Annotated in this window: 20 protein-coding genes and 1 tRNA gene; 9 read left to right on the top strand and 12 right to left on the bottom strand. The window is 70.6% G+C overall.

From position 1 onward, the window contains the following. On the bottom strand, nucleotides 1-1254 hold the full coding sequence (locus tag Q1B08_RS02465; RefSeq protein ID WP_299814169.1) for a DNA polymerase IV: 1254 nt from the start codon (nucleotides 1252-1254) through the stop codon (nucleotides 1-3). Between the two features lie 102 nt (nucleotides 1255-1356). On the opposite strand from Q1B08_RS02465, the gene Q1B08_RS02460 reads away from it, so the two are divergent. From Q1B08_RS02460 to Q1B08_RS02445, 4 genes are all read left to right on the top strand, one after another. Continuing rightward, nucleotides 1357-1587 (top strand): hypothetical protein, encoded by a 231-nt coding sequence (locus tag Q1B08_RS02460; RefSeq protein ID WP_299814166.1) that lies wholly within the window; start codon nucleotides 1357-1359, stop codon nucleotides 1585-1587. Then, nucleotides 1584-1781, top strand: a complete 198-nt coding sequence (locus Q1B08_RS02455) for a hypothetical protein (protein ID WP_299814163.1) — start codon at nucleotides 1584-1586, stop codon at nucleotides 1779-1781. The genes Q1B08_RS02460 and Q1B08_RS02455 overlap by 4 nt, the downstream gene beginning before the upstream one ends. 96 nt (nucleotides 1782-1877) lie before the next feature. Then, nucleotides 1878-2114: a hypothetical protein gene (locus Q1B08_RS02450; RefSeq protein ID WP_299814160.1), complete on the top strand. Its 237-nt coding sequence runs from the start codon at nucleotides 1878-1880 to the stop codon at nucleotides 2112-2114. A 115-nt stretch (nucleotides 2115-2229) separates the two neighbouring features. Beyond that, nucleotides 2230-2460, top strand: a complete 231-nt coding sequence (locus Q1B08_RS02445; RefSeq protein ID WP_299814157.1) for a hypothetical protein — start codon at nucleotides 2230-2232, stop codon at nucleotides 2458-2460. A gap of 63 nt (nucleotides 2461-2523) precedes the next feature. On the opposite strand, the gene pyrF is transcribed toward Q1B08_RS02445, so the two are convergent. From pyrF to tsaD, 5 genes are all read right to left on the bottom strand, one after another. Beyond that, entirely contained in the window at nucleotides 2524-3276 is a 753-nt protein-coding gene (gene pyrF, locus Q1B08_RS02440; protein WP_299814154.1) for an orotidine-5'-phosphate decarboxylase, read from the bottom strand. Between the two features lie 64 nt (nucleotides 3277-3340). Next, nucleotides 3341-3766 (bottom strand): EVE domain-containing protein, encoded by a 426-nt coding sequence (locus Q1B08_RS02435; protein ID WP_299814900.1) that lies wholly within the window; start codon nucleotides 3764-3766, stop codon nucleotides 3341-3343. Next, nucleotides 3763-4038, bottom strand: coding sequence for a YciI family protein (locus Q1B08_RS02430; protein WP_299814151.1), 276 nt, complete (start codon nucleotides 4036-4038; stop codon nucleotides 3763-3765). Before Q1B08_RS02430 ends, Q1B08_RS02435 begins: the two co-directional genes overlap by 4 nt. Before the next feature lie 2 nt (nucleotides 4039-4040). Further along, on the bottom strand, nucleotides 4041-4991 hold the full coding sequence (locus Q1B08_RS02425) for an NAD(P)H-dependent glycerol-3-phosphate dehydrogenase (protein ID WP_299814148.1): 951 nt from the start codon (nucleotides 4989-4991) through the stop codon (nucleotides 4041-4043). Then, the gene (gene tsaD / locus Q1B08_RS02420) at nucleotides 4988-6067 is read right to left on the bottom strand and encodes a tRNA (adenosine(37)-N6)-threonylcarbamoyltransferase complex transferase subunit TsaD (RefSeq protein WP_299814145.1); all 1080 of its coding nucleotides are present in this window, start codon (nucleotides 6065-6067) and stop codon (nucleotides 4988-4990) included. The genes Q1B08_RS02425 and tsaD overlap by 4 nt, the downstream gene beginning before the upstream one ends. A gap of 58 nt (nucleotides 6068-6125) precedes the next feature. Between tsaD and Q1B08_RS02415 the strand changes: the two genes are divergently transcribed. The 5 genes from Q1B08_RS02415 to Q1B08_RS02395 all read left to right on the top strand — a co-directional run bounded on the left by Q1B08_RS02415 (nucleotide 6126) and on the right by Q1B08_RS02395 (nucleotide 11570). After that, nucleotides 6126-6833 carry a uroporphyrinogen-III synthase gene (locus tag Q1B08_RS02415; RefSeq protein WP_299814142.1) on the top strand — a complete coding sequence of 236 codons (708 nt, stop codon included), beginning with the start codon at nucleotides 6126-6128 and terminating at the stop codon, nucleotides 6831-6833. A 49-nt stretch (nucleotides 6834-6882) separates the two neighbouring features. Beyond that, a complete protein-coding gene (locus tag Q1B08_RS02410) occupies nucleotides 6883-8523 on the top strand; it encodes a mitofilin family membrane protein (protein ID WP_299814139.1) in 1641 nt (546 codons plus the stop codon). A 9-nt stretch (nucleotides 8524-8532) separates the two neighbouring features. Continuing rightward, nucleotides 8533-10089 carry a heme biosynthesis HemY N-terminal domain-containing protein gene (locus Q1B08_RS02405; RefSeq protein WP_299814136.1) on the top strand — a complete coding sequence of 519 codons (1557 nt, stop codon included), beginning with the start codon at nucleotides 8533-8535 and terminating at the stop codon, nucleotides 10087-10089. Between the two features lie 52 nt (nucleotides 10090-10141). Then, a tRNA-Thr gene (locus Q1B08_RS02400) sits at nucleotides 10142-10217 on the top strand. A 492-nt stretch (nucleotides 10218-10709) separates the two neighbouring features. Then, complete coding sequence (locus tag Q1B08_RS02395; RefSeq protein ID WP_299814897.1) at nucleotides 10710-11570, top strand: DMT family transporter; 861 nt, start codon at nucleotides 10710-10712, stop codon at nucleotides 11568-11570. A 108-nt stretch (nucleotides 11571-11678) separates the two neighbouring features. Here Q1B08_RS02395 and Q1B08_RS02390 read toward each other — a convergent pair whose 3' ends face one another. The 6 genes from Q1B08_RS02390 to Q1B08_RS02365 are packed head-to-tail and all read right to left on the bottom strand — an operon-like array spanning nucleotide 11679 to nucleotide 22524. Continuing rightward, nucleotides 11679-12221, bottom strand: coding sequence for a PqiC family protein (locus Q1B08_RS02390; RefSeq protein WP_299814133.1), 543 nt, complete (start codon nucleotides 12219-12221; stop codon nucleotides 11679-11681). A 2-nt stretch (nucleotides 12222-12223) separates the two neighbouring features. Then, nucleotides 12224-14953 (bottom strand): MlaD family protein, encoded by a 2730-nt coding sequence (locus tag Q1B08_RS02385; RefSeq protein WP_299814129.1) that lies wholly within the window; start codon nucleotides 14951-14953, stop codon nucleotides 12224-12226. Beyond that, the gene (locus tag Q1B08_RS02380; protein ID WP_299814126.1) at nucleotides 14950-15597 is read right to left on the bottom strand and encodes a paraquat-inducible protein A; all 648 of its coding nucleotides are present in this window, start codon (nucleotides 15595-15597) and stop codon (nucleotides 14950-14952) included. The genes Q1B08_RS02385 and Q1B08_RS02380 overlap by 4 nt, the downstream gene beginning before the upstream one ends. Further along, the gene (locus Q1B08_RS02375; protein ID WP_299814123.1) at nucleotides 15564-16184 is read right to left on the bottom strand and encodes a paraquat-inducible protein A; all 621 of its coding nucleotides are present in this window, start codon (nucleotides 16182-16184) and stop codon (nucleotides 15564-15566) included. The genes Q1B08_RS02380 and Q1B08_RS02375 overlap by 34 nt, the downstream gene beginning before the upstream one ends. Next, on the bottom strand, nucleotides 16184-20728 hold the full coding sequence (locus Q1B08_RS02370; RefSeq protein ID WP_299814120.1) for a translocation/assembly module TamB domain-containing protein: 4545 nt from the start codon (nucleotides 20726-20728) through the stop codon (nucleotides 16184-16186). Before Q1B08_RS02370 ends, Q1B08_RS02375 begins: the two co-directional genes overlap by 1 nt. Beyond that, on the bottom strand, nucleotides 20728-22524 hold the full coding sequence (locus tag Q1B08_RS02365) for an autotransporter assembly complex family protein (RefSeq protein ID WP_299814117.1): 1797 nt from the start codon (nucleotides 22522-22524) through the stop codon (nucleotides 20728-20730). Before Q1B08_RS02365 ends, Q1B08_RS02370 begins: the two co-directional genes overlap by 1 nt. Between the last annotated feature and the right edge of the window lie 205 nt (nucleotides 22525-22729).

Raw genomic sequence — 22729 nt, 5'->3', positions numbered from 1 at the left:
TCAGCGCAGCGCGCGTCCCTTCACGATCGCCGCGGTTCCGAACCGCGCGCGGATCGCGTCGGCGGCGCGTTCGGCCCCCGCGCGGCGGGCGGCGTCCGGGTCGAGCAGGTCGCCTGCCCGGTCCGCCTGATCCGCCGGCACGATATCCGAGAGTCCCACGCCGATGAGACGGGCCGGACCCGTCGGCCCGAGCGCGTCGAAGAGCGCGCGGGCCTCCCGGTAGATGCGGTCGGCCATTTGCGTGGGCTCGAAGAGGACGCGGCGGCGGGTGACCGTCGCGAAGTCTGCTTGCTTTAGCTTCAGCACGACCGTCCGCCCCGCGCGCCCCTTGGCCTTGGCGCGCGCGGAAACCTGTTCCGACAGGCGCCAGATATGGCCGTCGAGGATGTCGCGGTCGGCCGTGTCGTCGTGGAAGGTCGTCTCCTTGGAGATCGATTTTACCGGCCGGTTCGCGCGGACGCTCCGATGGTCCTCCCCCCGGGCGAGATGCCAGAGCCGATCGCCCATCGACCCGAAACGGCGGGCGAGATCGCGCCGGTCCCAGCGGCGCAGGTCGGCGATGGTTTCGATTCCGGCGCGGCGCAACGTTTCCTCGCCCACGAGGCCGATGCCGTGGATGATGCCGACCTTCCTCGGCAGAAGGAACGCCTCGGTCTCTGCCCGTCCGATCACCGAGAAGCCGCGCGGCTTGTCGAGGTCGGAGGCGATCTTGGCGAGGAACTTGTTGTGGCTGAGCCCGATGGAACCGGTGATGCCGATCTCGTCGCGCATCCGCTTGGTCAGCCGCGCCAGAATCAACGCGGGCGGGGCGCCGTGCAGGCGGGCGGTCCCGGTAAGGTCGAGGAACGCCTCGTCGAGCGACAGCGGCTCGATGGCGGGGGTCAGCTCCTCCATCATCGCGCGGACCTGGCGCGACACCTCCACGTAGAGGTCCATGCGGCCCTTGATGATGACGGCGTCGGGGCAGAGCTTGAGCGCCTCGAACATCGGCATGGCCGAGCGCACCCCGCGGATGCGCGCCACGTAGCAGCAGGTGGAGACCACGCCGCGCCGCCCCCCGCCGATGACGACCGGCTTGTCCGCGAGCTCCGGCCGGTCACGCTTCTCCACGCTCGCGTAGAAGGCGTCGCAATCCATATGCGCGATGGAAAGCTCGAAAAGCTCCGGATGCGAGGTGACGCGCGGCGACCGGCAGGACGGGCAGCGCGTCCCCGCCTCGAAGGTGGTCAGGCATTGGCGGCACATCGCGGGCATGGGCGCTGTCTACAGGGTGTGGGCCGGGCGGGGGAACCGGATTCGCGCGGGCCGGGTTGTTCGAGAACAACGATCACGTTCCTGCGACTTGGGAGAGGGCAGATGGCCGCCACCGATCCGAAGACGACGCCGCGCCCGGACGATCCGGCGACCGGGACCCGTCCCGCCGGAACGACCGCGCCCCCCGCCGGTTCCTCCCATTCCGCCGTGGAAACGCCGACCGACCGCAAGAGCCGCAACTGGCTCTGGATCGCGCTGGCGGCGGTGGTGGGCATCCTCCTTGTCGTGTTGCTGCTGTCGATGGGCGCCGATCCCGGCGTGGCCTCGGCATGAGCGACGATCCTACCCGTATCAAGGGCTCGGGCCGGAGCCGCGGCACCATCCTGCTGGTGGTCCTCGCGACCATCATCGTAGTGGTCGTGCTGTGGGCGCTGCTTTTCGCCTCGGAGGCGCCGGTGCTTTCGCCCGAGGGCGCCGATGCAACGGTGATCGACAGCAACGACGCCGAGGGGACGCTCGGCAATTAGGAGCCGAGATACGGCGCTGCGACGCGTCGCGCTTGCCCGGCGGGTCGGAACCTCACCTTGTTGTAGTGTTCACCCATGATCTCGAGGGAGATGAGAATGGCCGACCCGAACCGTACCGACACCACGACCCGGACGAACACGACCACGCCGACGAAGCGGTCGAGCAACAACACGCTCTGGCTGATCATCGGGGCCGTCGTCATCCTGGTGCTGCTGTACTTCTTCGTCTTCGCGGGCGCAGACACGGTAGAAGAGCCCGCCGTGGATGGGGGCGCACCCGTTGTGGACGCCCCGGTCACCGAGGGCGGCACCGTCGAGGGCACCGGGAACTGATCCGCGCATCGCACCGGGGTCCGTCACGGGCACCGGTGCATTCCGCACGGCGCGATCCGATGGAACAGGCGGGTGCCGCGAGCCGTTTTGCTTCGGACATATACGGGAGATGAATATGGTCAGGGAACCCGACGACGCGCCAGTGCCGGAAAAGTCGAAGAAAAACTATTACATCGGCCTGATCATCGCGATCATCGTCGGCGGCGCCTTGGTGCTTTTCGTCCTGCCGAACCTTTATTACGAGACCGACGAGGGCCCGGCGACCGAGAGCGCGGATGGCATCGTCACGCCGTCGCCCGACGGGCTGGACGCGAACGGCGATCCGGTCGCGCCGGTGAGCGACTGATATCGTTCGATCGCGCCTGCCTGTTCGGAGACTGATTGCCTCGGTGGGGGAGCGGGTTCGAACTTACGGTTCACCGGGCGTGCTTCGGACGTCCGGCCGCCTCGCCCGCGGGGAACGCAGTTCGCTCAGGATCGCTCGCGCCGCCGCCGCCGGATCGGCCGCCTGCCAGACCGGCCGACCCACGACGACGTGATCGGCCCCGGCGCGCATGGCGTCCGCCGGCGTCGCGACGCGCTTCTGGTCGCCGAAGGCCGCCCCCATGGGCCGCACACCCGGTGTGACGATCAGCTTGCCCGCCGCTTCGGGCAGCGCGCGGATCGTCGCGGCCTCCTGCGGGGAGGCGATCACGCCGTCCGCTCCGGCGGCGAAGGCACGCCCGGCACGCTCCGCCACGAGGTCGGCCACCTCGCCCGGCGCGATCAGCGCGGCGTCGAGGTCGTCGCGGTCGAGCGAGGTCAGGATGGTCACGGCGAGGATCTTCGTCGTCCCCTTCGCCTGCGCGGCGGCCGCGACGACATGCGGGTCTCCGTGGACGGTCAGAAAGTCGAGTTCGAATTGCGCGAGTCCCCGCACCGCCGCCTCCACCGTCGCGCCGATGTCGAAGAGCTTCATGTCGAGGAAGATACGCTTGCCGTGCTCTGCCTTGAGTTCGCTCGCGAGCGCCAGCCCGCCGCCGGTCAGCATGCCGAGCCCGATCTTGTAGAACGATACCGCGTCGCCGAGTCGCCTGGCCAGCTCCAGCCCCGCCAGCGCGTTCGGCACGTCGAGCGCGACGATCAGACGGTCGTCGGCAGGAGTCTCGGTCGGGTCGGTCATCGGCGCCTCCGCTGCGTTCGGGCGGGGTAGGGGAGGGGGCTGCTCCTGTCCAGAGCGTCCGCTCTCAGATCTCCGGGTCGATCCCGCCCATCGCGCAGATCCGCCGCCATTCCTCCGGCGTGACGGGCTGCACCGAAAGCCGGCTGTTCCGCACGAGCGCCATCTCCGCCAGCGAGGGTTCCGTCTTGATTTTGGCGAGGGTGACCGGCGCGGCGAGCGGCGTCACCGCGCGGATGTCGACGCAGTCCCACCTCTCGTCCTGCGTCGTGCTGTCGGGATGCGCGGCGGCGCTGATCTCGACCACGCCCACCACGGCGCGCGCGGACTGGCTGTGGTAGAAGAAGCCGCGGTCGCCCATGGCCATCTCCCGCATGAAGTTGCGCGCCTGGTAGTTGCGCACGCCGTCCCATTCCTCGCCGGCCGCGCCGCGCGCGACCTGGTCGTCCCAGGACCAGACGGAGGGTTCCGACTTGAAGAGCCAGTACTTCATCCGCCGATGACGCGGTTCCACGTTTCGATCCGGACATCCTCGAACAGGCCGGCCCGCGCGTAGGGGTCGCCTTCCGCGAAGCGCTCGACATGGGCGCGGTCCTCCGTGTCGAAAAGGATGAGCGAACCCGACATCTCGCCCGCCCCGTTCACGAAGGGCCCGGCCTGCGTGACATGGGGATCGGCCTTCAGATAGGCCAGATGCGCGTCGCGGTTCGCCTTGCGAACCTCCAGATGGCCGGGCTTGTCGGTGCAGATGAGGGCATGGAGCATGGTCATTCGTCCTTCAGCTCGCGATCCAGCAAGGACCGCATCGCATCCTCGACATTTGCCCGTCCGGCCACAAGGTCGTCCACCGCCCGCGTCACCGGCAGGTCGATGCCCCGCGGGCGGGCGAGATGCAGGGCGGCGGTCGCTGTCGCCGCGCCCTCCGTGGTCGCTTCGGGCGGTGCCGTGCCGCGTCCGAGGGCGAGGCCCAACGCGAAGTTCCGCGAAGCCGGCGAGGCGCAGGTCAGGGCGAGGTCGCCCAACCCCGACAGGCCCATCAACGTGTCCCGCCGCGCGCCCATCGCTTCGGCGAGCCGCATGATCTCCGCCATGCCCCGCGTCATCAGCGCCGCGCGCGCCGATTCGCCGAGGCCCGCCCCGATCGCCGCGCCGCAGGCGATGGCCACCACGTTCTTGAGCGCCCCGCCCAGCTCCACCCCGGCGACGTCCGTCGTGCGGTAAAGTCGCAGCGTCGGGGTCGAAAGCGCGGCCTGCAGCGCGAGGCCCGCCTCCGGATCCTCGCAGCCCAGCGACAGCGCGGTCGGCAGGCCGCGGGCGATGTCGGCGGCGAAGCTCGGCCCCGAAAGGATGGCCGTACGGGTTTCGGGCCATGCCGCCCGCAGGATCGCGGTCGGCCCATGCAAACGCACCAGATCCACGCCCTTGCAGGCGGCGACGGCATGGCGCGGGGCGCGGGGCAGACCGTCGAGCGCCTCGGCCAACCGCTGCATCGGGATCGCGAGGATCAGCGTGTCGCAGGCGGCGAGGTCGTCCGCCGCGCCGGTCGGGCGCACCGCCTCGGGCAGCGTCACGTCCGGCAGGCGGGACAGACGGCGTGTCCGCGCGGCCTCCGCCATCGTGGCGGCATCGCGACCCCAGAGGCGCACCTCCCGGTCGGAGCGCGCCAGCGTCACGGCCAGCGCGGTGCCGAAGGCCCCGGCCCCCGCGACGCCGATCACGCCTTCGCTCCGCGCTTGCCCGAGCCCAGCATCGGCGCCGCCGCCCGGTCCAGCGGCCAGCGCGGACGGGCGGCGAGGGACAGGTCGTCGAAGGCGCCGGAATCGAACCGCTCCGTTCCGGCCCAGGCGATCATCGCCGCATTGTCGGTGCAGAGCGCGAGCGGCGGCGCGACGAAGGGCACGCCCGCCGCCCCCGCCACGTCTTCGAGCGCCGCGCGCAGGGTCCGGTTCGCCGCGACCCCGCCGGCGACGGCGAAGGCGGTGACGTCCGAGAGGGCGAGCGCCCGGCGGGATTTTTCGGCCAGCACCTCGGCCACCGCCGTTTGGAAGCTGGCGCAGAGATCGGCACGCGCTTCCCGTGGGAGCCCGCCATGCGCCGCCACCGCCGCGTCCCGCGCGCGCAGCACGGCCGTCTTGAGCCCGGAGAAGGACAGGTCGCTGCCTGCCCGGTCGAGCAGCGGTCGCGGCAGCGGAACCGTCGCCCGGCCCCCGGCGGCGCAGGCTTCCACCGAGGGACCGCCGGGTTGCGGCAGGGCGAGCAGGCGCGCAACCTTGTCGAACGCCTCTCCCGGCGCGTCGTCGATCGTGCCGCCGAGCCGTGCAAAGTCGTCCGGCCCCTCCACCCGGAGGAACTGGCAATGGCCGCCGGAAACCAGCAGCATGAGGTAGGGGAAGGCGAGCCCGTCCGTCAATCGTGGCGTCAGCGCGTGCCCGGCAAGGTGGTTCACGCCGAGGAGCGGCAGGCCGGTCGCCGCGGACAGGCCCTTCGCGCACATCACCCCCGCGAGCACCCCGCCGATCAGGCCCGGACCGGCCGTGACCGCGACGGCGTCGCAGCTACCGAGGTGGAGGCCCGCCGCCGCCAGCGCCCGCTCGACGGCGAGGTCGATCTTCTCGGCATGAGCGCGGGCGGCGAGCTCGGGGACAACGCCGCCGAAGCCTGCATGGAGTTCGTCCTGGCCCAGCACGACGTTGGACAGAATCGTGCCGCGCCCGTCGGCGCCGCGCCGGACCACGGCCGCGGCGGTGTCGTCGCAGGAGCTTTCGAGCCCCAGAACCGTCACCTCTTGTGTCATGTTCCGCCCGCGTCCAGTGTCGCGCCCCGTCCCCTAGCGCGGCCCGATGGAGGGAACAATGCAGGCGATGCCGATCCTTCTGATCCGGCCCCGGGACCAGTCCGAGGCGTTGGCGGAGACGCTCCGCGCGGCGGGGGCCGGACGCATCGTGATCGCGCCCCTGATCGCGATCGTCCCGGGCGACAGCCTGCCGGACGTGGCGGGCGGCGCGCTATTGACTTCGGGGAACGCGGTGCGGGCGTGGGTGGCACTCGGCGGGCGGCGGGGCCTGCCCGCCTGGGTCGTCGGGCCGGGCACGGCGGCGGCGGCGCGGGCGGCCGGCTTCGACGTCCGGGGCGTGGTGCCGGACGCGGCGGCGCTGACGGATCGCGTGCCGCGCGACGCGCCGCCGCTCGTCCACCTGCGCGGCGCGGTGCAGCGGGGCGATCTCGCCGGCACGCTTCGCGCACGCGGCCTCGCGGCGGGCGATGCGGTGATCTACCGGCAGGACGCGCTGCCCCTGTCGCCGGAAGCCCGGTCGTTGCTGGCGGAGGGGCCTGCGCTGGTCCCTCTGTACTCCCCCCGCACGGCCGCCATTCTTCGCGCGGAATGCCCGGGGGAACTTCGCGCGCATCTGCGCGTCGTCGCCCTGAGCGACGCGGTCGCGGCGGAATCCCCCGTCCCGCCCTGCGGGATCGCGGAAACGCCGGACGGGTCGGCCATGCTTCGCACGATCCTCGCGAATTTGGGGGCTTCGCCTGTTGAGGGGCGCGGACGCTCGGTCTAGGTATAGCCAATCGACCGGGAACCTCCCGGCCATTGCCGGAGGGGACGTCTTGGCGCGAAGCACGAAGAAACCGCCTGCGAAGACGGGTACCGATCACGCTCTCGACACGCCGGCCCGGACCGATTTCACCATGGGTCCGGAAACCGACGCCTCTGCTGCGAAGGACGACGGCGAGACGACCGGCAAGGCCGACGTGCCCGCGACGACCGACACCGGCGTTCCCGAGACCGGCCGGAAAAAGGCATCGGACGAGGCGTCTCCGGCGGACCAGGCGATCGCGCCGTCGGACGACGAGGTCATCGCGCCGGGTGAGACGACGGCGGGGGACGCAGGTTTGTCGCCGGCCGACGGCACGACCACGGGCGAACCCACGCCGGACGACGCGACGACGTCGAACGGCGCGCCCGCCGCGACCGAAGCCGAAGCGCCGGCCGACGAAGCGGCGGTGGACGCGATCGACCCGTCGTCGGCCCCGGCGACCTCGCGGGCGGCGCCCGACGAGGTCGCGGGGGCGGCGTCCGGGTCTGAGGCTGACGCCGATCCGCGCGCTCCCGGGACTGCCGCGCCGTCGGGCGAAGCCGCCTCCGGGCGGGAGGAGGCACGGCCAGCGGACGGCGCGACCGCCGCTGCCCCCACGCCGCAGCCGCAGATCGCCGAGAAGCGCGGACCGGGCTTCCTGCCCCTCGTTCTGGGCGGTCTCGTCGCGGGGGCGATTGGCTACGCGGTGCCGACCTTTCTGTTGCAGGACGAGCCGCCGAGCGAGGTCGTCCCCCCGGTCGTCGACGACAGCCGCATCGCCGCGGTGGAGGCCGAGATCGCCGAGCTTTCCGCCCGGCCGGCTTCGACGGCCGTGATCGACGAGTCCGATCTTGAAGCGATCCGAAGCGCGCAGAACGATCTGACCGACCGTCTGGGCGCGTTCGATGCGCGGATCGAGGATCTCGAGGCGCAGCCGCTGACGGCGGAGGCGATGGAGGCGTTGCGGGCACAGGTCGAGACGTTGGGCTCCGATGTGGAATCCTTCCGCGCGGACCTTGCCGACCGGATCGACACCCTTTCGGGCGATGTCGATACCCTGTCGGGCAACTTCGAGTCCCTTTCGGGCGAGTTCGAATCCCTGTCGGGGGAGTTCGAGACGCTTCGCGGCGATCTCGGTCCCCGGCTTGACAGCGTGGAGAGCCGGCTGTCGGAGGTGTCGGCGCGGGCCGACGACGTGGAGGCGGATGCCGAAGCGCAGGCCCGCGAGGCGGCGCGCAACCAGATCGCGATCGCGCTGGAATCCGGCGCGGCGTATGCCGAGCCGCTTGCCGTGCTCGGGCCCGCGCCCTGGGCGCTGTTCGACGCGGCCGACAACGGCGTGGCGACGCTGGACGAGCTCCGATCGGATTTCCCGGCCCTGGCCCGCGAGGCGCTGCGCGTCGCGCGTGCCGCGGAGACGGAACCCGGTGTCGCGTCGCTGTTCCGCAACGCGTTCAACGCCCGCTCGCTCGAGCCGCGCGAGGGCGACGACCCCGACGCCGTGCTGAGCCGTGCGGAAGCGGCGGTCCGGGCGGGAGACCTCGAGGCGGCACTGGACGAGATCGCCGCGCTGCCCGAGGATGCACGAGCCGTGCTGTCGGAATGGACCCGGCGCGCACGGACGCGCGCCGAGGCCGTCGCGGCGGCGGACGAATTTCTGAAGGACGGGTGAGGATTCTCGATGCTCTGGTCGCTGTTCAAGATCCTGCTCTTCGTGGCGCTCATCGTGGCGCTGGCCTTCGGCGTACAATGGCTCCTGTCGGTTTCGGGCGAGGTGCTCGTCACCTTCAACAACCAGGAATACGTGCTTCCGCCCCTGATGGTGGTCGTCTGCGCGCTGGCGCTGATGCTGGCGCTCTGGGTGCTGTTCAAGCTGGCGGGATTGCTGATCGCGACACTCCGCTTCGTCAATGGCGACGACACCGCGCTCGGCTCGTATTTCGACCGCAACCGGGAGCGTAAGGGCTACGACGCGCTGTCCGACAGCCTGATCGCGCTGGCCTCCGGCGAGGCGCGCGAGGCGGCAGCCAAGGCACAGAAGGCGGAGCGCTATCTCCAGCGACCCGAAGTGACGACGCTGCTCGTGGCGCAGGCCTCGGAGGCGGCGGGCGAGCGGGACCGGGCGCGCGAGGCCTGGAAGGAGCTCGTCACGCATGACCGCACACGGTTCGTGGGCATCCGGGGCCTGATGCTGCAGAAGCTCGAAGAGGGCGACACGGACACGGCGATGAAGCTCGCCGAGAAGGCCTTCGCGCTGAAGCCGCGCCATGTCGAAACGCAGGACACGCTCCTGCGCCTTCAGGCGCGCGACGAGAACTGGGACGGTGCGCGACGCGTGCTGACCGCCAAGCTCAAGGCCGGCGCGCTTCCGAAGGACGTCTATAAGCGACGCGAGGCGGTGTTGAGCCTTGCCGACGCGCGCGACCAGCTCGCCCACGGCGACGTCGCCAAGGCGCGTGCGGAGATCCTCGAAGCGAACCGCCTGTCGCCCGAGCTGGTCCCCGCCGCGGTGCTCGCCGCGCGCGCGCATACCGAGGCGGGCGAGCGCCGCCGGGCGGCCAAGGTCCTCCGGATCGCCCGAGCGAAGACACCGCATCCCGATCTGGCCGCGGCCTTTGCCGATATCGAGCCGGGCGAAACGCCGACTGCGCGCATCAAGCGGTTCCAGCCGTTCCTGAAGGTGGCGCCCGACGCGCCCGAGACGCGGATGCTCGACGCCGAGCTCCACCTCGCGGCCGAGGATTTTCCCGGGGCGCGGCGGGCTCTGGGCCAAACGTGGGAAACGCATCCGACGACACGCTCCCTGTCGCTGATGGCGGCGATCGAACGGGGCGAAGGGGCCTCCGAGGCGGTGGTTCGCGGCTGGCTCGCCAAGGCGTTGACCGCGTCGCGAGGGCCGCAATGGGTCTGCGACAATTGCGGCACGGTGCATGCGGACTGGCTGCCGGTCTGCACGCATTGCGAGGCGTTCGACAGCCTCGAATGGCGCGAGGTCGGGACCGGCGTGTCCGGCACGGCGACGCTCTCCTCGGAGATGCTGCCGTTGCTGATCGGGCCGTCGGGGGAGGCGGCGTCCGAGGCTCGGGTCGGCCAGCACGGAACGCGCGACGCGGACGCCCCAGTCGATGCGACAGCGCCCCGGCACGATGCGGAGCCGGTCGAGACATTATCGGCCGGGTCTTCGCCGTCGGCACCGCGGGACGAGGCGCCGACGACCTCGGGAACCTCGCGCATGTAGTGAATTCGGGGCTGGAAACGGCCTCGGACCCCTGCTAGGACGCCGCCACGGTGCCGCTGTAGCTCAGCTGGTAGAGCACGTCATTCGTAATGATGGGGTCGGGGGTTCGAGTCCCTTCAGCGGCACCAGTTGACCCGAACGCGCCACGATGGGCCGGTCTTTCGGTGACCTGCCTGTCGAAGGCGAAAAGCGTCGAGGTTGGTGTGACCTCTTCCTCGACGGAAATGCTCATCTTGAATGTCGCGTTCATCTGGTTCCGACCGTCTCGGAGGCGGGTGTCATCCCGAGCCGAGTATTCCACCGCACGGATCCGCTCCGGCGGGAATACGGAACGGGCGGATGGCACCGCTACGCCGAACGTGCCGGCTGACCGATTCGATGGCGGACATGGAAGATTTTTGACACGAGCCTTGAGGGTGTCGAGGTGATTGCGGCACGAGATCCCTCGCGGTAGAGGCAAACGACCCGCATCACCGCGAGTTACGTGACGGATCGTCGAAGCTCTGACCCCCAGCATCCTTGCCGCACCCGTAACGGTGAAGCCCCCGGATCGCTCGAAAGGATCGTTCGTGACCCCCATCGCCGCGGAGTATCGGGACAATCTCCTCGGCGGGGCATACATGATCGGCGCCATGGCCGCCTTCGCCATTGAGGACGCCCTGATCAAGGCGACCGCCGACACGGTGCCGATCGGACAGATCCTGATCCTGTTCGGCCTCGGCGGCGCCCTTCTCTTCGCCGGACTGGCGCGGCTCCGTGCGCAGCCCCTGTTCAGCCCTGGCGTCGTCTCGGGCCCGATGCGGGCGCGAATCGTGTTCGAGATCGCGGGCCGGCTGTTCTACGCTCTCGCCCTTGCCCTGATTCCCTTGTCGACCGCGACGGTGATCCTGCAGGCGACCCCGCTCCTCGTCGTGGCCGGCGCGGCGGCGATCTTCGGCGAACGGGTGGGGTGGCGCAGATGGGGGGCGATCTTGCTCGGGATGATCGGTGTGCTGGTGATCGTGCGGCCCGGAACGGACGAGTTCTCCTCGCTCTCCGTCCTGGCGATCCTGGGCATGATCGGTTTTGCGGGGCGGGACCTCGCGAGCCGCGCGGCGCCGCGGTCGCTCGCCACGCCGATCCTGGGGCTCTACGGCTTTCTCGCCGTTCTCATTGCCGGTGTGCTGTTCTCGGTCTGGCAGGGCGCGCACTTCGTGGTTCCGGACCACAAGGCATCGCTGTGGCTCGCGGCCTCCGTGCCGGTGGGCGTGGCGGCCTATGCTCTCTTGATGCGGGCGATGCGGACCGGCGACGTGTCCGCCGTCACGCCGTTCCGCTACACGCGGCTCATGTTCGGCATCGGACTCGGCATCGCCCTGTTCGGCGAACGACCGGGCGTCATCACGCTCGTGGGCTCCGCCTTCATCGTCCTGTCGGGGCTTGTCATCATCTGGCGCGGGAAAGGGGCGGGGCCGGTTCCCGATCCTGAACATTGCCGATAAGGACCATCCCGCGGCCTTTCCGCGCTGTCTTGCGGAACCTGCACATCGAAGCTCGCCGGTCCCTCGAAACGAGCGTCGCCGCCGACTTTGCGCCCGCCCGGGGCCTCGTCAGAGATCGCGCGCGAGATCGATCGCCAGCTGCAGCCAGGCTGCCTCGTGGGCGGCGATGATCGCAGTGTAGTTTTCGGTATCGGCGACCGGCGTGGCGATCGAGAAGTTCCCGACCCGGTCGCGTCCCGTTTCGGACCGGACGGCGTAGGTTCCGGCGAAGCGCAGAATGCCCGTGGATTGCACGATCATGTCCTCCACGAAAACGGAAACCTCGGCCTCCGGGAAGCCCGAGAGCGGCCAGGGCTCGACCGCCACACGGGCATCCGTGATCATGTTCAGGTGCCGCGCCAACGCGCCCTGCAACGCGCGGTCGGGCAGGTCCGCCCAGAGCCGGTCGGTATTGGTGACGAGGCTGCCGTCCGGCTGCTCGATCGGAATCTCCTGGTTGATCGCGTATTCCGGCATGGACACCTCGTTCACCTGGATCGACTCCGCGGCGACGTTCACGCGGACCTCCGTCGTGGCGGGCGGCGGCGCGAAATACTGCGTTTCGCCGCAAGCGGTCAGGATCAGCAGGAGGGCGGCGAGGGAGGCTCTCATGGTCAACGTCCTAGCAGAAGGGAGTTCGGGTTGCGTTCGATCGTGCGCGACAGGGAGGAGACGTCCTCGGCCGCCCGCGTCGCCGCGCGCAAGGCGCGGTAGAGCTCCGCATTGACGCGGCTGTCCGCACCGTAACCGGCAAGGACGCCGCTCGCGTCGTCGGACAGCGTCGCGAGGCGGTCCACGAGGTCGGGCAAGTCCTGCGCGGCGTCGCGGATGCTGTCGGCAGCCGCCGACGAGGAATCGAGCGTCGCGTTGAGGTTGTCGAGCGTGCCCCCGGTCCGGATCGTCTCGATGGTCAACCGCAGCTCTTCGAGCGTATCGGACAGGACGACCGGCACGTCGTCCGCTTCGTCCGAGGAAAGGAACGCGTCGGCGGTGGTCATCAGATCGGTCGTCGCGTCCACGAGCGCGTCGAGCGCGAGGGCGTTGGCCTTCGCCGAAAGCGTGTTGAGGTTCTGGCCCAGCACCTCCGCTTCGTTGAGGACGCGTTCGGCCGAAGCCGAGAGCTCGGGCAGGTTCTCCGTGCCGATCGCGACCGACTGCGCCGCCTCGGCGGCGGCGTCGAGCGCCGTGGCGAGGCGCGTCGCCGCGTCCTGCTCGCGAAGGTTCTGGACGAGGATGCGGATGTCGGCGCTGGTGGAGGCCAGCTCGGAGACGATCGCCTGCACCTCGGGGCCGGCCACGAGGGCGCGCCCGTCCTCCAGAAGCCCGCGTGCGGCGCCCGGCAGGGCCTGCGTATCGGCCGAGGCGAGAAGCGCGTCGGCGGCGGCCACGATCCCGTCGACCTGCGACCGGAGCGCGGTGAGATCGGCGGTCCCGGCGGCGACGTTCGCGGCCGTTGTGTCGATCGCGGCCAGCGCGCGATCCACGGTCGCCGCGATCGCGGTCCCGTCGAAGGGCGCGACCACCTCCCGGATGTCGGCGCTCGCGGCGGCGAGATCGGAAAGGATGGCGTCGAGCTCGGGGGCCGCGATCAGGTCGCGCGCGTTCCGCAGCGTGTCGGCGGCCAGGCCCGGGATGGCCTGCGTCCCCTCGTCGTCGAGGATCCCGTTCACGCCGTCGAGCGTCGTTCGTGCCGCACCGACCACGGCATCGAGATTCCCGGTTCCGGCGGCGATGTTGCTGGCCGCCGCCTGCGCGGAGACGAGCGCCTCGGAAAGCGTGGCCGCGATGTCGCGCTCGGCGATGTCGGCGGAGACCTGGCGGAGGTTTCCGGAGATCGCCTGGATGTCGCGCAGCGTGGCGGCGATCTCGGGGCCCGACAGGATGGCCTGCCCGTCCTCGACCAGCCCGCGTCCGTCGGTGAGGAGGGCGAGCACCTCGGCCGGAATGGCGCGCGTCGATTCGTCGGCGGCGATGCGGTTGACGTTGTTCAGAAGATCCGTGGCGGAGCCCAGCAACTCCTCCACCGGCAGGTCGTTGATCCGTGCCAGAACGGATTGCGCGCTGGCGGTGATGTCGTCGATCTCGGCCGGGATGGTCGGGATCAGCGGGTTCGCCGCGACGCCGATCTCGAGCCGCGACGGCGCCGCGTCGGGAAGGTCGACCAGTTCGATGGCGAGGCTGCCGCCGAAGATCGAGGTCGAGACGAGCTGCGCGCGCAGGCCCTGCGCCACGAGTTCGTCGATGAAGTCGATTCCGTCGAGTTCGTTGCCGCCTTCCGCGAAGCCCATCCGCTGCGGTTGCAGCGACATCACGGCAAGAAGCTGCACGTCGGTCGGATCGTCGGGGCGGATGAAGCCCGTGATTCCGGTCACAAGCCCGACGCGCACCCCGCGGTAGCGGACGATGGCCCCCTCGGACAAACCGCCCGCGGCCGCGGGGAACAGGGCGGAGATCGTCACGCTCTGTTCGGCGGGCGCCTCGAAGCTGGAGGTGCGGGCGGCGTCCTCGGTTTCGAAGATGTTGTAGACGTAGCCTGGCTCGATGGGCGTGCCGCCGGAGATCAGCGTGTCGAAGTTCACGCCGCCCTCGAGGATCGAGGCGACGGAGCCGATCCGGATGTCGACGCCGCCCGCGCCGAGCGAGGCCGAGACGCCCGAAGCGTCCCAGAACCGCGTGGCCGTCGAGAGCTGCCGGTCGTAAGGCGAGAGGATGAAGGCATCGACGCGCACTTCGGTGCCGTCGGGGGACAGGGTCGGCTCGGAGACCTCGCCCACCTCGATGCCGCGGTAGAGGATCGGCGCGCCGGGACCGAGGCGGGAGCTGTCCTTCGCGCGCAGCACGATCGCCGTCCCCTCCACGCCCGGCGGGATGATGGGCGCGCGCTGGTTGCCGACAAAGGCCGTTTGCGAATCGCCGGCCTGATTGTCCCAGGTCCCCTGGATGTAGGTGCCCGAAAGGATGGTGTTCAGGCCCTGCACGCCGCGCGCGGTCACCTCCGGCTGAACGATCCAGAAGCTGGCGCTTTCGTCGAGAAACGGCGCGATGTCGTTGTTGACGCGGACGTAGACGTTCACCTCGTTCAGGTCGGAGGTGAAGCCTACATCCTCGACGACGCCGACCGTCACCTCCCGGTAGCGCAGCGTCGTCTGGCCGACCGTCACGCCGGACGCGTCGGGGAAGGAGATCGAGATCAGGACGCCGCGATCCGACCAGGACTGGTAGGCGATCGCCAGCGCGATGAGCACGGCCACGACGGGCACGAGCCAGACGGCGGAGACGATGCCGCGACGGCTGCGACGGGTCTGGGACAGGGGAACGGCGGGACGGTTCGGATCGTCGGTCATGCGGGACTTTCGTCGGAGGTCCGACGGATCTGATCCCAGATGCGGCGGCTGTCGAAGCTAATGGCGGCGAGCATGGTGAACACGACCGATAGCGCGAAGCAGACGGCGGCGACACCGGGATTGATCGTCGCAAGCAGATTGAACTGGACGAGGGCGGCGAGGATGGCGACCACGAAGACGTCGATCATCGACCAGCGCCCGATCCACTCCACGACCTCGTAGAGGTGCAGCAACTGGCTGGGCTTGTGGCCGTGCGGGCGGCGCACGATCACGGCAAGGTAGGCGATGGCGATGAACTTGCCCACCGGGATGATGACGCTTGCGAAGAAGACGATAGCCGCCACCCCGTAGGCGCCGTGATGGGCAAGCTCGATCACCCCGCCCACGATGGTCGCGTCCGTCACCTGTCCGACCGTCCGCGTCAGCAGCATCGGGTAGAGGTTCGCGGGGATGTAGGCCATGAGCCCGACGATCCACCACGCCCAGACCCGTTGCATGGAGGTGCGGTCGCGGCTTTCGAGCGAACCGCCGCAACGCGGGCAGGTTTGCGTGCCGATGGGCGAGACGCGCGTGCAATGCCTGCAGCCGACCAGCCCGGCCTCGCGCGCCGTCAGCGCTGCGATGCGGTGTCCAGTGCCGTCCATATTGAATACTTGCTCAGTTGTGTGTCCTGAAGCGCCGTTATGAAGACGATGGCGGCAAAGGACCAGAAGGCCGGTCCCATGGCGAGCGTGGCGAGGTCGCCCAGCTTCACCAGCGCGACCGCCACGCCGATCATGAAGATCTCGGCCATGGCCCAGGGACGAAGCGTTTCGGCGAGGCGCAGCGCGAAGGCCGCCCCGGGGAGGGGCGGGCGGTCGAAGGACAGGGGTCCGAGCGCCCAGACGAAAGAGACGAGGCGCGTCACCGGCAGGACGATGACGAACAGGGTCACGGCGATGGCGAGGGGCGCCATCACCCCCCGGTTGAACGTCATCGCGGTCTCGAAGACCGAGGCGCGGCTGTCGAAGACGCCGTTGCGGAGTTCGAGGAACGGAAAGAAGATCACGATGAACATGAGCACGAGCGAGGTCGTGGCCAGCACGACGATGCGGACGATCGCTTCGGGCCGGTCGACCGCGATCACCGTGTTGCAGCGCACGCAGCGCAGCCGCTTGCCCTCCTCCACGCCATGGATCTCGTGCAGGGTGTCGCAGACCGGGCAGCAGACCAGGTCGTCGGACGGGGTCATCAGTAATCCTTCTCGTAGAACAGCCCGAGCGAGGTGTTTCCCGTCGCGCCGACCGATCCGCGGACCGTCAGGTCGCGGGTGACGTCGAGGTTGAGCGACAGATCGGCCTCCCCGGTCTGGTCGATCTGCACGTCGGTGTAGACGTTGTCGGAAACGTACTTGCCGGCCCGGAGCGCGACGTTGCCCTCGTCGTCGGTGGTCACGTCGAGGTCGTCGAGCCCGGCGCTGCCGCGCAAGTTGTCGAGCAGCCCCCCCTGGGAGCGGCCCGCAAGCACCGCGACGGAGTTCGCGAGCTGCAGGGCCTGCAAAGGCGACAGCTCGCTCAGGTCGCGGCCGAAGAAGATCTGCGCGACGATCTCCTCCTGCGGGATCTCGGGCTGGGATTCGAAGCGGACCTCGATCGCGTCTGCCGGTCCCTCGATGATGATCGAGGCGGTGACGGAATCGGTCTCGGTCACGGCAACGAGGCGGATATAGGGGGTCAGTCCGCCCTGAAAGGTGATCGTGCCCTCGTCGAGGTTGAAGCGCTGCTGCAGGATGTCGAGGCGTCCGCGGACCAGTTCGAAGCCGCCGGTCGTCACCGGGTTTGCGGTGGTGCCGGCAAGGCCCAGCGTCCCGCCGAGTTCCGCGTCGAGGCCGCGGCCTCGGATGAAGATGCGGCCCGGCGCGTCGATGGTCAGGTTCAGCCCGTAGACGGGTCCGCCGCCGCCCCCGGACGCGGAGGTGGCCCCGTCCGAGCCGTCCTGCCGAGCGAGCGCGAGCGTCCGCTGCACGGGGCGGGGCGTGTTGAGGTGGCGGATCTCCGGCAGGTCGCCGAGGGCGGTCAGGCCGGAGGAGGGGACGGCGATCTCCGCGCCGTCGATGCGGATGTTGCCGCCGATCACCGCGCCGCCGGTCAGCGCCCCGTTGATCGTGACGCGGCCGTCCACCTCGGCGGTGTAGAGCTGCGGATCCTCGAGCGTGACGTCGAACTCGGTCACGAGATCGGCGTTGAACGGCGCCGACAGGCCCACCGGGCCGTCGAGCGATATGTTCCCGCCCGATTGCGGCGAGGCGCTGAGCGCGATCCGCGCCTGGCCGTTGCCGAGGTCGATCCGCGCGTCGATGTCGTCGAGCCCGTTCCGGAGCGAGGGCAGGACGAGTGCGGCGTCGTTCGCGGTAATCGTCCCCGAGACCGCGTCGAGTCCCGGCGGGCCGTTCACGTTCAGGTCGAACTGCGCGGTGCCGGCGAGCTGCTGCGGGGCGATCGCCACATTGGCCAGACCGAGCGGCGCCGAACCCGTCACCGACAGGTCGAGATTGCCGTCGGGCTGCACCGAGCCCGCGACGGCGGCATCGGTGCCCGAAGGGCCGTCGAGATCGACATCGACGGCCCAGGCCTCGCCCTGCCGCTCGGCGGTGCCCACGACGTTCAGCGGGCCGGCGATCTCGGGGACGAGCGGGCCGATATCGGGCACCGACAGATCGAAGGCGGCGCGCGGCGCATCCCCGGTCAGCACGCCGTCCGCCGTCAGCGTGGCGCCGAGCGGGCCGCTGGCCTCCACGTCCGCGTTCCATTGACCGTCCTGCTGGAACAGGCGGCCGGACGCGTCGAGCGCGCCCGACAGGCCCGGCACGAAGGGCGACACGTCGCCGGCGTCGAACTGAAAGTCCAGGTCGGCCTCGGGCCCCGTCGCGATGCCCGAAACGCTGGCCGAGAGCGCCTGCGCGCCGTCCACGTTCACGTCGACCCGGAACTGGCCGTCGACCTGCTCCGCCTCGACATCGTAGTTCAGCGGGCCCTGGAGCTGCGGCGCGAGCGCGGAGGAGTCGGGGATCTGCCCCGTGGCCGTGATCGCAGGCACGCCGTCCACCAGATCCACGTTCGCGTCGAGCGTGGCGTCGTAGGGGCCGGTCCCGGCGAGCTCGATGGCGAAGCCCGTCTCCGTCTGCACGGCCTGACCGGCGACCGACAGGCCGCCGGGCACGGGCGCGAGTTCACTCAGGTCGGGCACGTCGGTCGTGAACTCCACGGTGAGCGGCGCCGCGGTCACGACGCTCTCGGCCGTCACGACCGAGGCGTAGGGGCCGCGCGCGGTGATCTCGGCGGCGATGTCCTCGCCGCTGCGCGCGACGTTGCCGTCGATGTCGAGGCGCCCCTCGACGCCCGGCGCGAAATCCCCGAGCTCGGGGATGGTGCCGGCGAAATCGACCGAAAGGGCGTCGCCCGTCACCGGGCCGGAAGCGCGCAGCGTGATGTCGGAGGGCGCGGCAACCGAGGTGTCGATCTCCCACTGGCCGCCGATCTGGCGCAACGTGCCTTCGAGGTCGACCGGACCCTGCAACGCGGGCTGGCTTTCCAGCGCGGGAACGGGGCCGGTGAGGTCGGGCAGGGTGGCCGAGAAGGCAATCTCGGGCGCGTTGCCCGTGACGGTGCCAGCAACCTGCGCCGTCAGGTCCCACGGACCGGACGCCGCCGCGTCGATCGACCAGACGCCGTCCGTCGCCGAGGCCTGCCCCGAAAGCTCCAGCGCGCCCGGCACGCCCTCGGCGAAGGCGGAGATGTCGGGGATGGCGGCGGAGAAGGTCACGTCCGGCGCCGGTCCGGTCAGGACACCTTCGGCCGAGATCGTGACGCCCTCGGGCGCTGCTGCGTCGAGCGTGCCGGACCAGTTGCCCTCGGCATCCTCGGTCACGTCCGCGGCGGCTTCGATCGGCCCGTCGAGGCGCGGGTCGATGCGGGTGCCGTCTTGAATCGTCGCGGAGAAGGTGGCGCGGCTGGCCTCGCCCTCCGCCCGCTCCGGCGCCTCCTCGTCGAGGAGCGCGGCGCTGCCCTCCGCGGAAAGGTGGTCGTTCGCGAGCGTCAGCGCGTCGACGAAGGTGCCGCTCGCGGTGCGGCGCGTGTCGATGGAAAGCGTGGTCTCGCCTTCGAGGATCGCGTCGGCCTGCGGGATGCCGAGCGCGAGATCCTGCGTCACCGCGCCGAGGGACAGATCGAAGGTCGCGGCGACCGGCGCGTAGGTGCCGGTCACGGTCGCCTCCGCCGCGCCGTCGAGATCCTGACCGGACAGACCGGCGAGACGGGAGAGGTCCTCGAAGGTCGAGGCGAGGTCGAGCTCCAGCGTCAGCGGCTGCTCCGGGTCGGTGCCGTCGGCGGTGACGGTCCCGGTGAGGTCGTAGCCCGCCCCGTCGAGCGAAAGGTCGGTGAGCCGGACCGGCGCGCCCGCCTGCCAGTCCACGTTCGCGGCGAGGTCGACCGCGTCGCCCACGGCCTGCTGCAGCGCCGGATCGGTGAAATCGAGCGCCTGCAATGCGGCGGCGATCTCCGCGGACGCGGCCCGGACGGCGCCATCGCTGCGTTCGATCACGCCTTCGGCGTTCAGGGCGGCGGCGCCGAGTTCGAGGGTCGGACCCGTGTAGTCCCGCGCGGACAGATCGAGCGTCCACGTCTCCGACCGGGCCGCGTCGTAGGCCACGTCGAGTTCCGCGCCGAGAAGCTGGCTTTCGGTCGCGGTGGGCAACAGGATCGGCGCGCCGTCCGGGGCGGCGAGCCGTCCCGTCACGTCGACGAAGGTGGGCCAGCCGTCGGTGCCGAGCCGCACCGCGCCGGCAAGTTGCAGCGCCTGCGTGTCGAGCCGGAACGTGTCGAGGTCGAGGCTGCCGTCGTCGCGTTGCAGGCCTTGCGCGACGAGCGCGACGTCGTCGCCGAAGAAGCCCCGGTAGCGCGGGGCGAGCAAGGCGGTGACGTCGCCGCCGAGATCGACGTCGAAGCGGCGTCCTTCCTCGGTGCCGTCGAGCGTCACCCGCCCGCCGATCCGCTCCTCGCCGTTCGAGGCGACGGCGATGTCGGCCGCGAAATCGTCGAGCGGTCCTTCGCCGTTCACCGTCAGCTCGATCGCCGGCGCGCCGGGCAGCTGCAGCAGCGTCGCGGCGATGCCGCCCTCCGCTTCCGCCACGTCGAGGGCGATGTCGAGCGTCTGCGTCTCGGCCGCGTAACTCGCGTCGATCAGAAAGGTGCCTTCCACGCCGTCGAGCCGTTGCCCGTCGAGATGAATCGCACCCGACCCGTCGGCGAGCCGGGCGCTGGCCTGAAGCGTCAGGGCCAGCTCCTGTCCCAGCAACGCCGCGCCGAGCTCGATCCGCTCCGCCCGCAGGCTCTCGACGTTCACGGAGACCGGCAGATCCGGCAGCCCGAAGCCCGAGGCCCCGGCATCCGGCAGCGCCTCCACCCCCTCGGGTGGCAATGGTGCGCGCTCGACGCGGATGAGCGCGGCGGAAAGCTCCTCGACCTCGAGCCGGCCACGCAGCAGGGCGGAGCGGTTCCAGTCGAGCACCACGTCCTCGAGCCGGAGCCACGGCCCCTCGTCGTCGGAGACCTGCAGCACGTCGAGCGTGGCCGCGGAGGAGAGCGCGCCCTCGAAGCCGTCGATGCGGACCGACAGGCCCGGCGCGGAGAGGTTGTCCTCGATGAGGCCGGTCAGGAAGCCGCGGTCGCGCTCCTCCTCGGCGTCCTGCGCGAGGATCGGCGAGGCCACGAGGACGAGGGGAAGGAGATAGCGCAACATCAGAAGGCCTGCCCGATACCGATATAGATTCCGACGCCGCCGTCATCCTCGGGGCCCGAGACGGGGAACCCGAGATCGACGCGGAGCGGTCCGATCCCCGTGTTGTAGCGCACGCCCAGACCCGCGCCAGAGTGGCTGTCCCCGCCGGTGAAATCCGCGTCCGGCGAGACGAGGCCGAAATCCGCGAAGCCGACGATGCCGATGTTCTCGGTCACGTCCTGCCGGATCTCGGCGGACAGGCCGACGAAGGACAGGCCGCCGACCGTGTCGCCGTCATCGAGCTCGACACCCAGGGACTGGTAGTCCTGACCGCGCACGGTGCCCCCGCCGCCGGAAAAGAACAGCGTGCTCGCCGGCACGTCCTCGAGGTCGGGGCCGATCACGCTGCCCAGTTGCAGGCGGCCCGCGAGGACGGTCTGCCGCTCCTCGCCGCCGAAGCCCTTGTAGCCGCGCAGGTCGCCCGTGAAGACGGCGCCCGGGCCGGCGCGGTTCGCGCCGTAGAAGGGACGCAGCCCCAGCTCCGCGTAGTAGCCGTCGACCGGGTCGAGCGCCACGTCGCGGCGGTCGTATTGCGCCGCCAGCGGCAGGGAGAAGATCGAGAAGGAGCGGGTGCCGAGCGCGTCGTCCGTCTCGCTGTACTCGTAGCCGAGACCGTAGGAATATTCGAACGCGTCCGAGACGATGCGTCGCGCCCCGGCATCGATGAAGACGCGGTCCGAGCTGAAGTTCGGCTCGTCGAGGCTTTCCACCCCGCCGTTCACGTAGAGATCGGTTTCCGCGTTGAAGGTCGACGGGCGCAGATAGCCGAAGGTGAGCCCGTAATCGGTGCCGCCGGACACGGTGCCGCCGATCCCGTCGACCGACGCCTCGAGCCGCAGGCTGTCGGCGTATCCGGTAAGGTTGCGGTGCAGCCAGTAGGCCGAGGTCGAGATGCCCTCGTCGGAGGAAAGCTCCGCGCCGAAGCCGAAGCGGCGGGGCAGACGCTCGGCCACGGTGATCGTCATCGGCAGGGTGTTGTTCGGGCCGATCCCCTCGGCCTCCCTGATCGAGACCGAGTCGAAGGTGCCCGTCCGTTGTAGGCGGCTGGCCGAGGTCTGCACCTCGTCGGGGTCGAAAACGCGTCCCTCCCGCAGGTCGGCGATCCGCGCGATGTGACGGGCGCGCACGTCCTCCGCCCCCTCGACGGCGATCGGCCCGTAGCGGAGCCGCGGTCCGGGCGCGAGGCGCAGTTCGGCGTCGAGCCGGTCGGTCGCGTGGTTGGCGGTGATCCTCTGTTCTGCGAGCTCGGCCTTCGCGTGGCCCTCGCCGCGCCAGGCGTCGACGCCGGCCTCCACGGTGTCGCGGATGATCTCGGTGCCCGCCGGCTCGCCCGGCGCGAAGCCGTCGGGGATCTCGGTCTCGGGGGGGACCGGCGCGATCGTGGCGCGGCCAAACATGAACCGCGCGTTCGGCCGCACCTCGATCGCCACCTCTCCCACCGGGTTGCCCGCGCCGATCGTGGGAAGTTCGGCGGCCTCGGTCCCGTCGATGCGGATGGAGATTTCGGATCCGAAATACCCGGCCTCGAACAGCACGGCGAGAAGCCGGGCGTAATCGGCCTGCGCGGCGGCGACGATCTCGCGCCGCGTGGTGTCCTCTTCGCCGATGGCGGAGGCGGTGAGCGAGGCGGCCTGAAGCTGTTCTCCCAGATCGGAGAACGTCTCCGCGTCGCCGGCGATGCGGAAGGTGAGGTTCGCGGCGTTCGTCGCCGCGGTCGAGATCAGGAGGGCCAGGCCCGTGGCGAGGACGTGTTTCAAGGCGGCTCCCATCTATGTAGGCCGGCGGCGTGCCGATCGGCCCCGGATCGCGCGGCCGGGGCCGTCGGGTTTGCTTAACAGGCGTCCCGACACGACAAAAGCGGGCAAAGCCCGGACACGCGGATCTGTGACCCTCCGGCGTCGGAACCCGGTCCGCGAAACGGCGTTGATGCCGCGCCGCCGCCGACGCACCGGACCCAAACCG

The sequence above is a fragment of the uncultured Jannaschia sp. genome (assembly GCF_947494025.1).
Classification (GTDB): domain Bacteria; phylum Pseudomonadota; class Alphaproteobacteria; order Rhodobacterales; family Rhodobacteraceae; genus Jannaschia.
The sequence above is the reverse complement of the archived record's forward strand: the minus strand, read 5'-3'. Positions and strand labels throughout refer to the sequence as shown.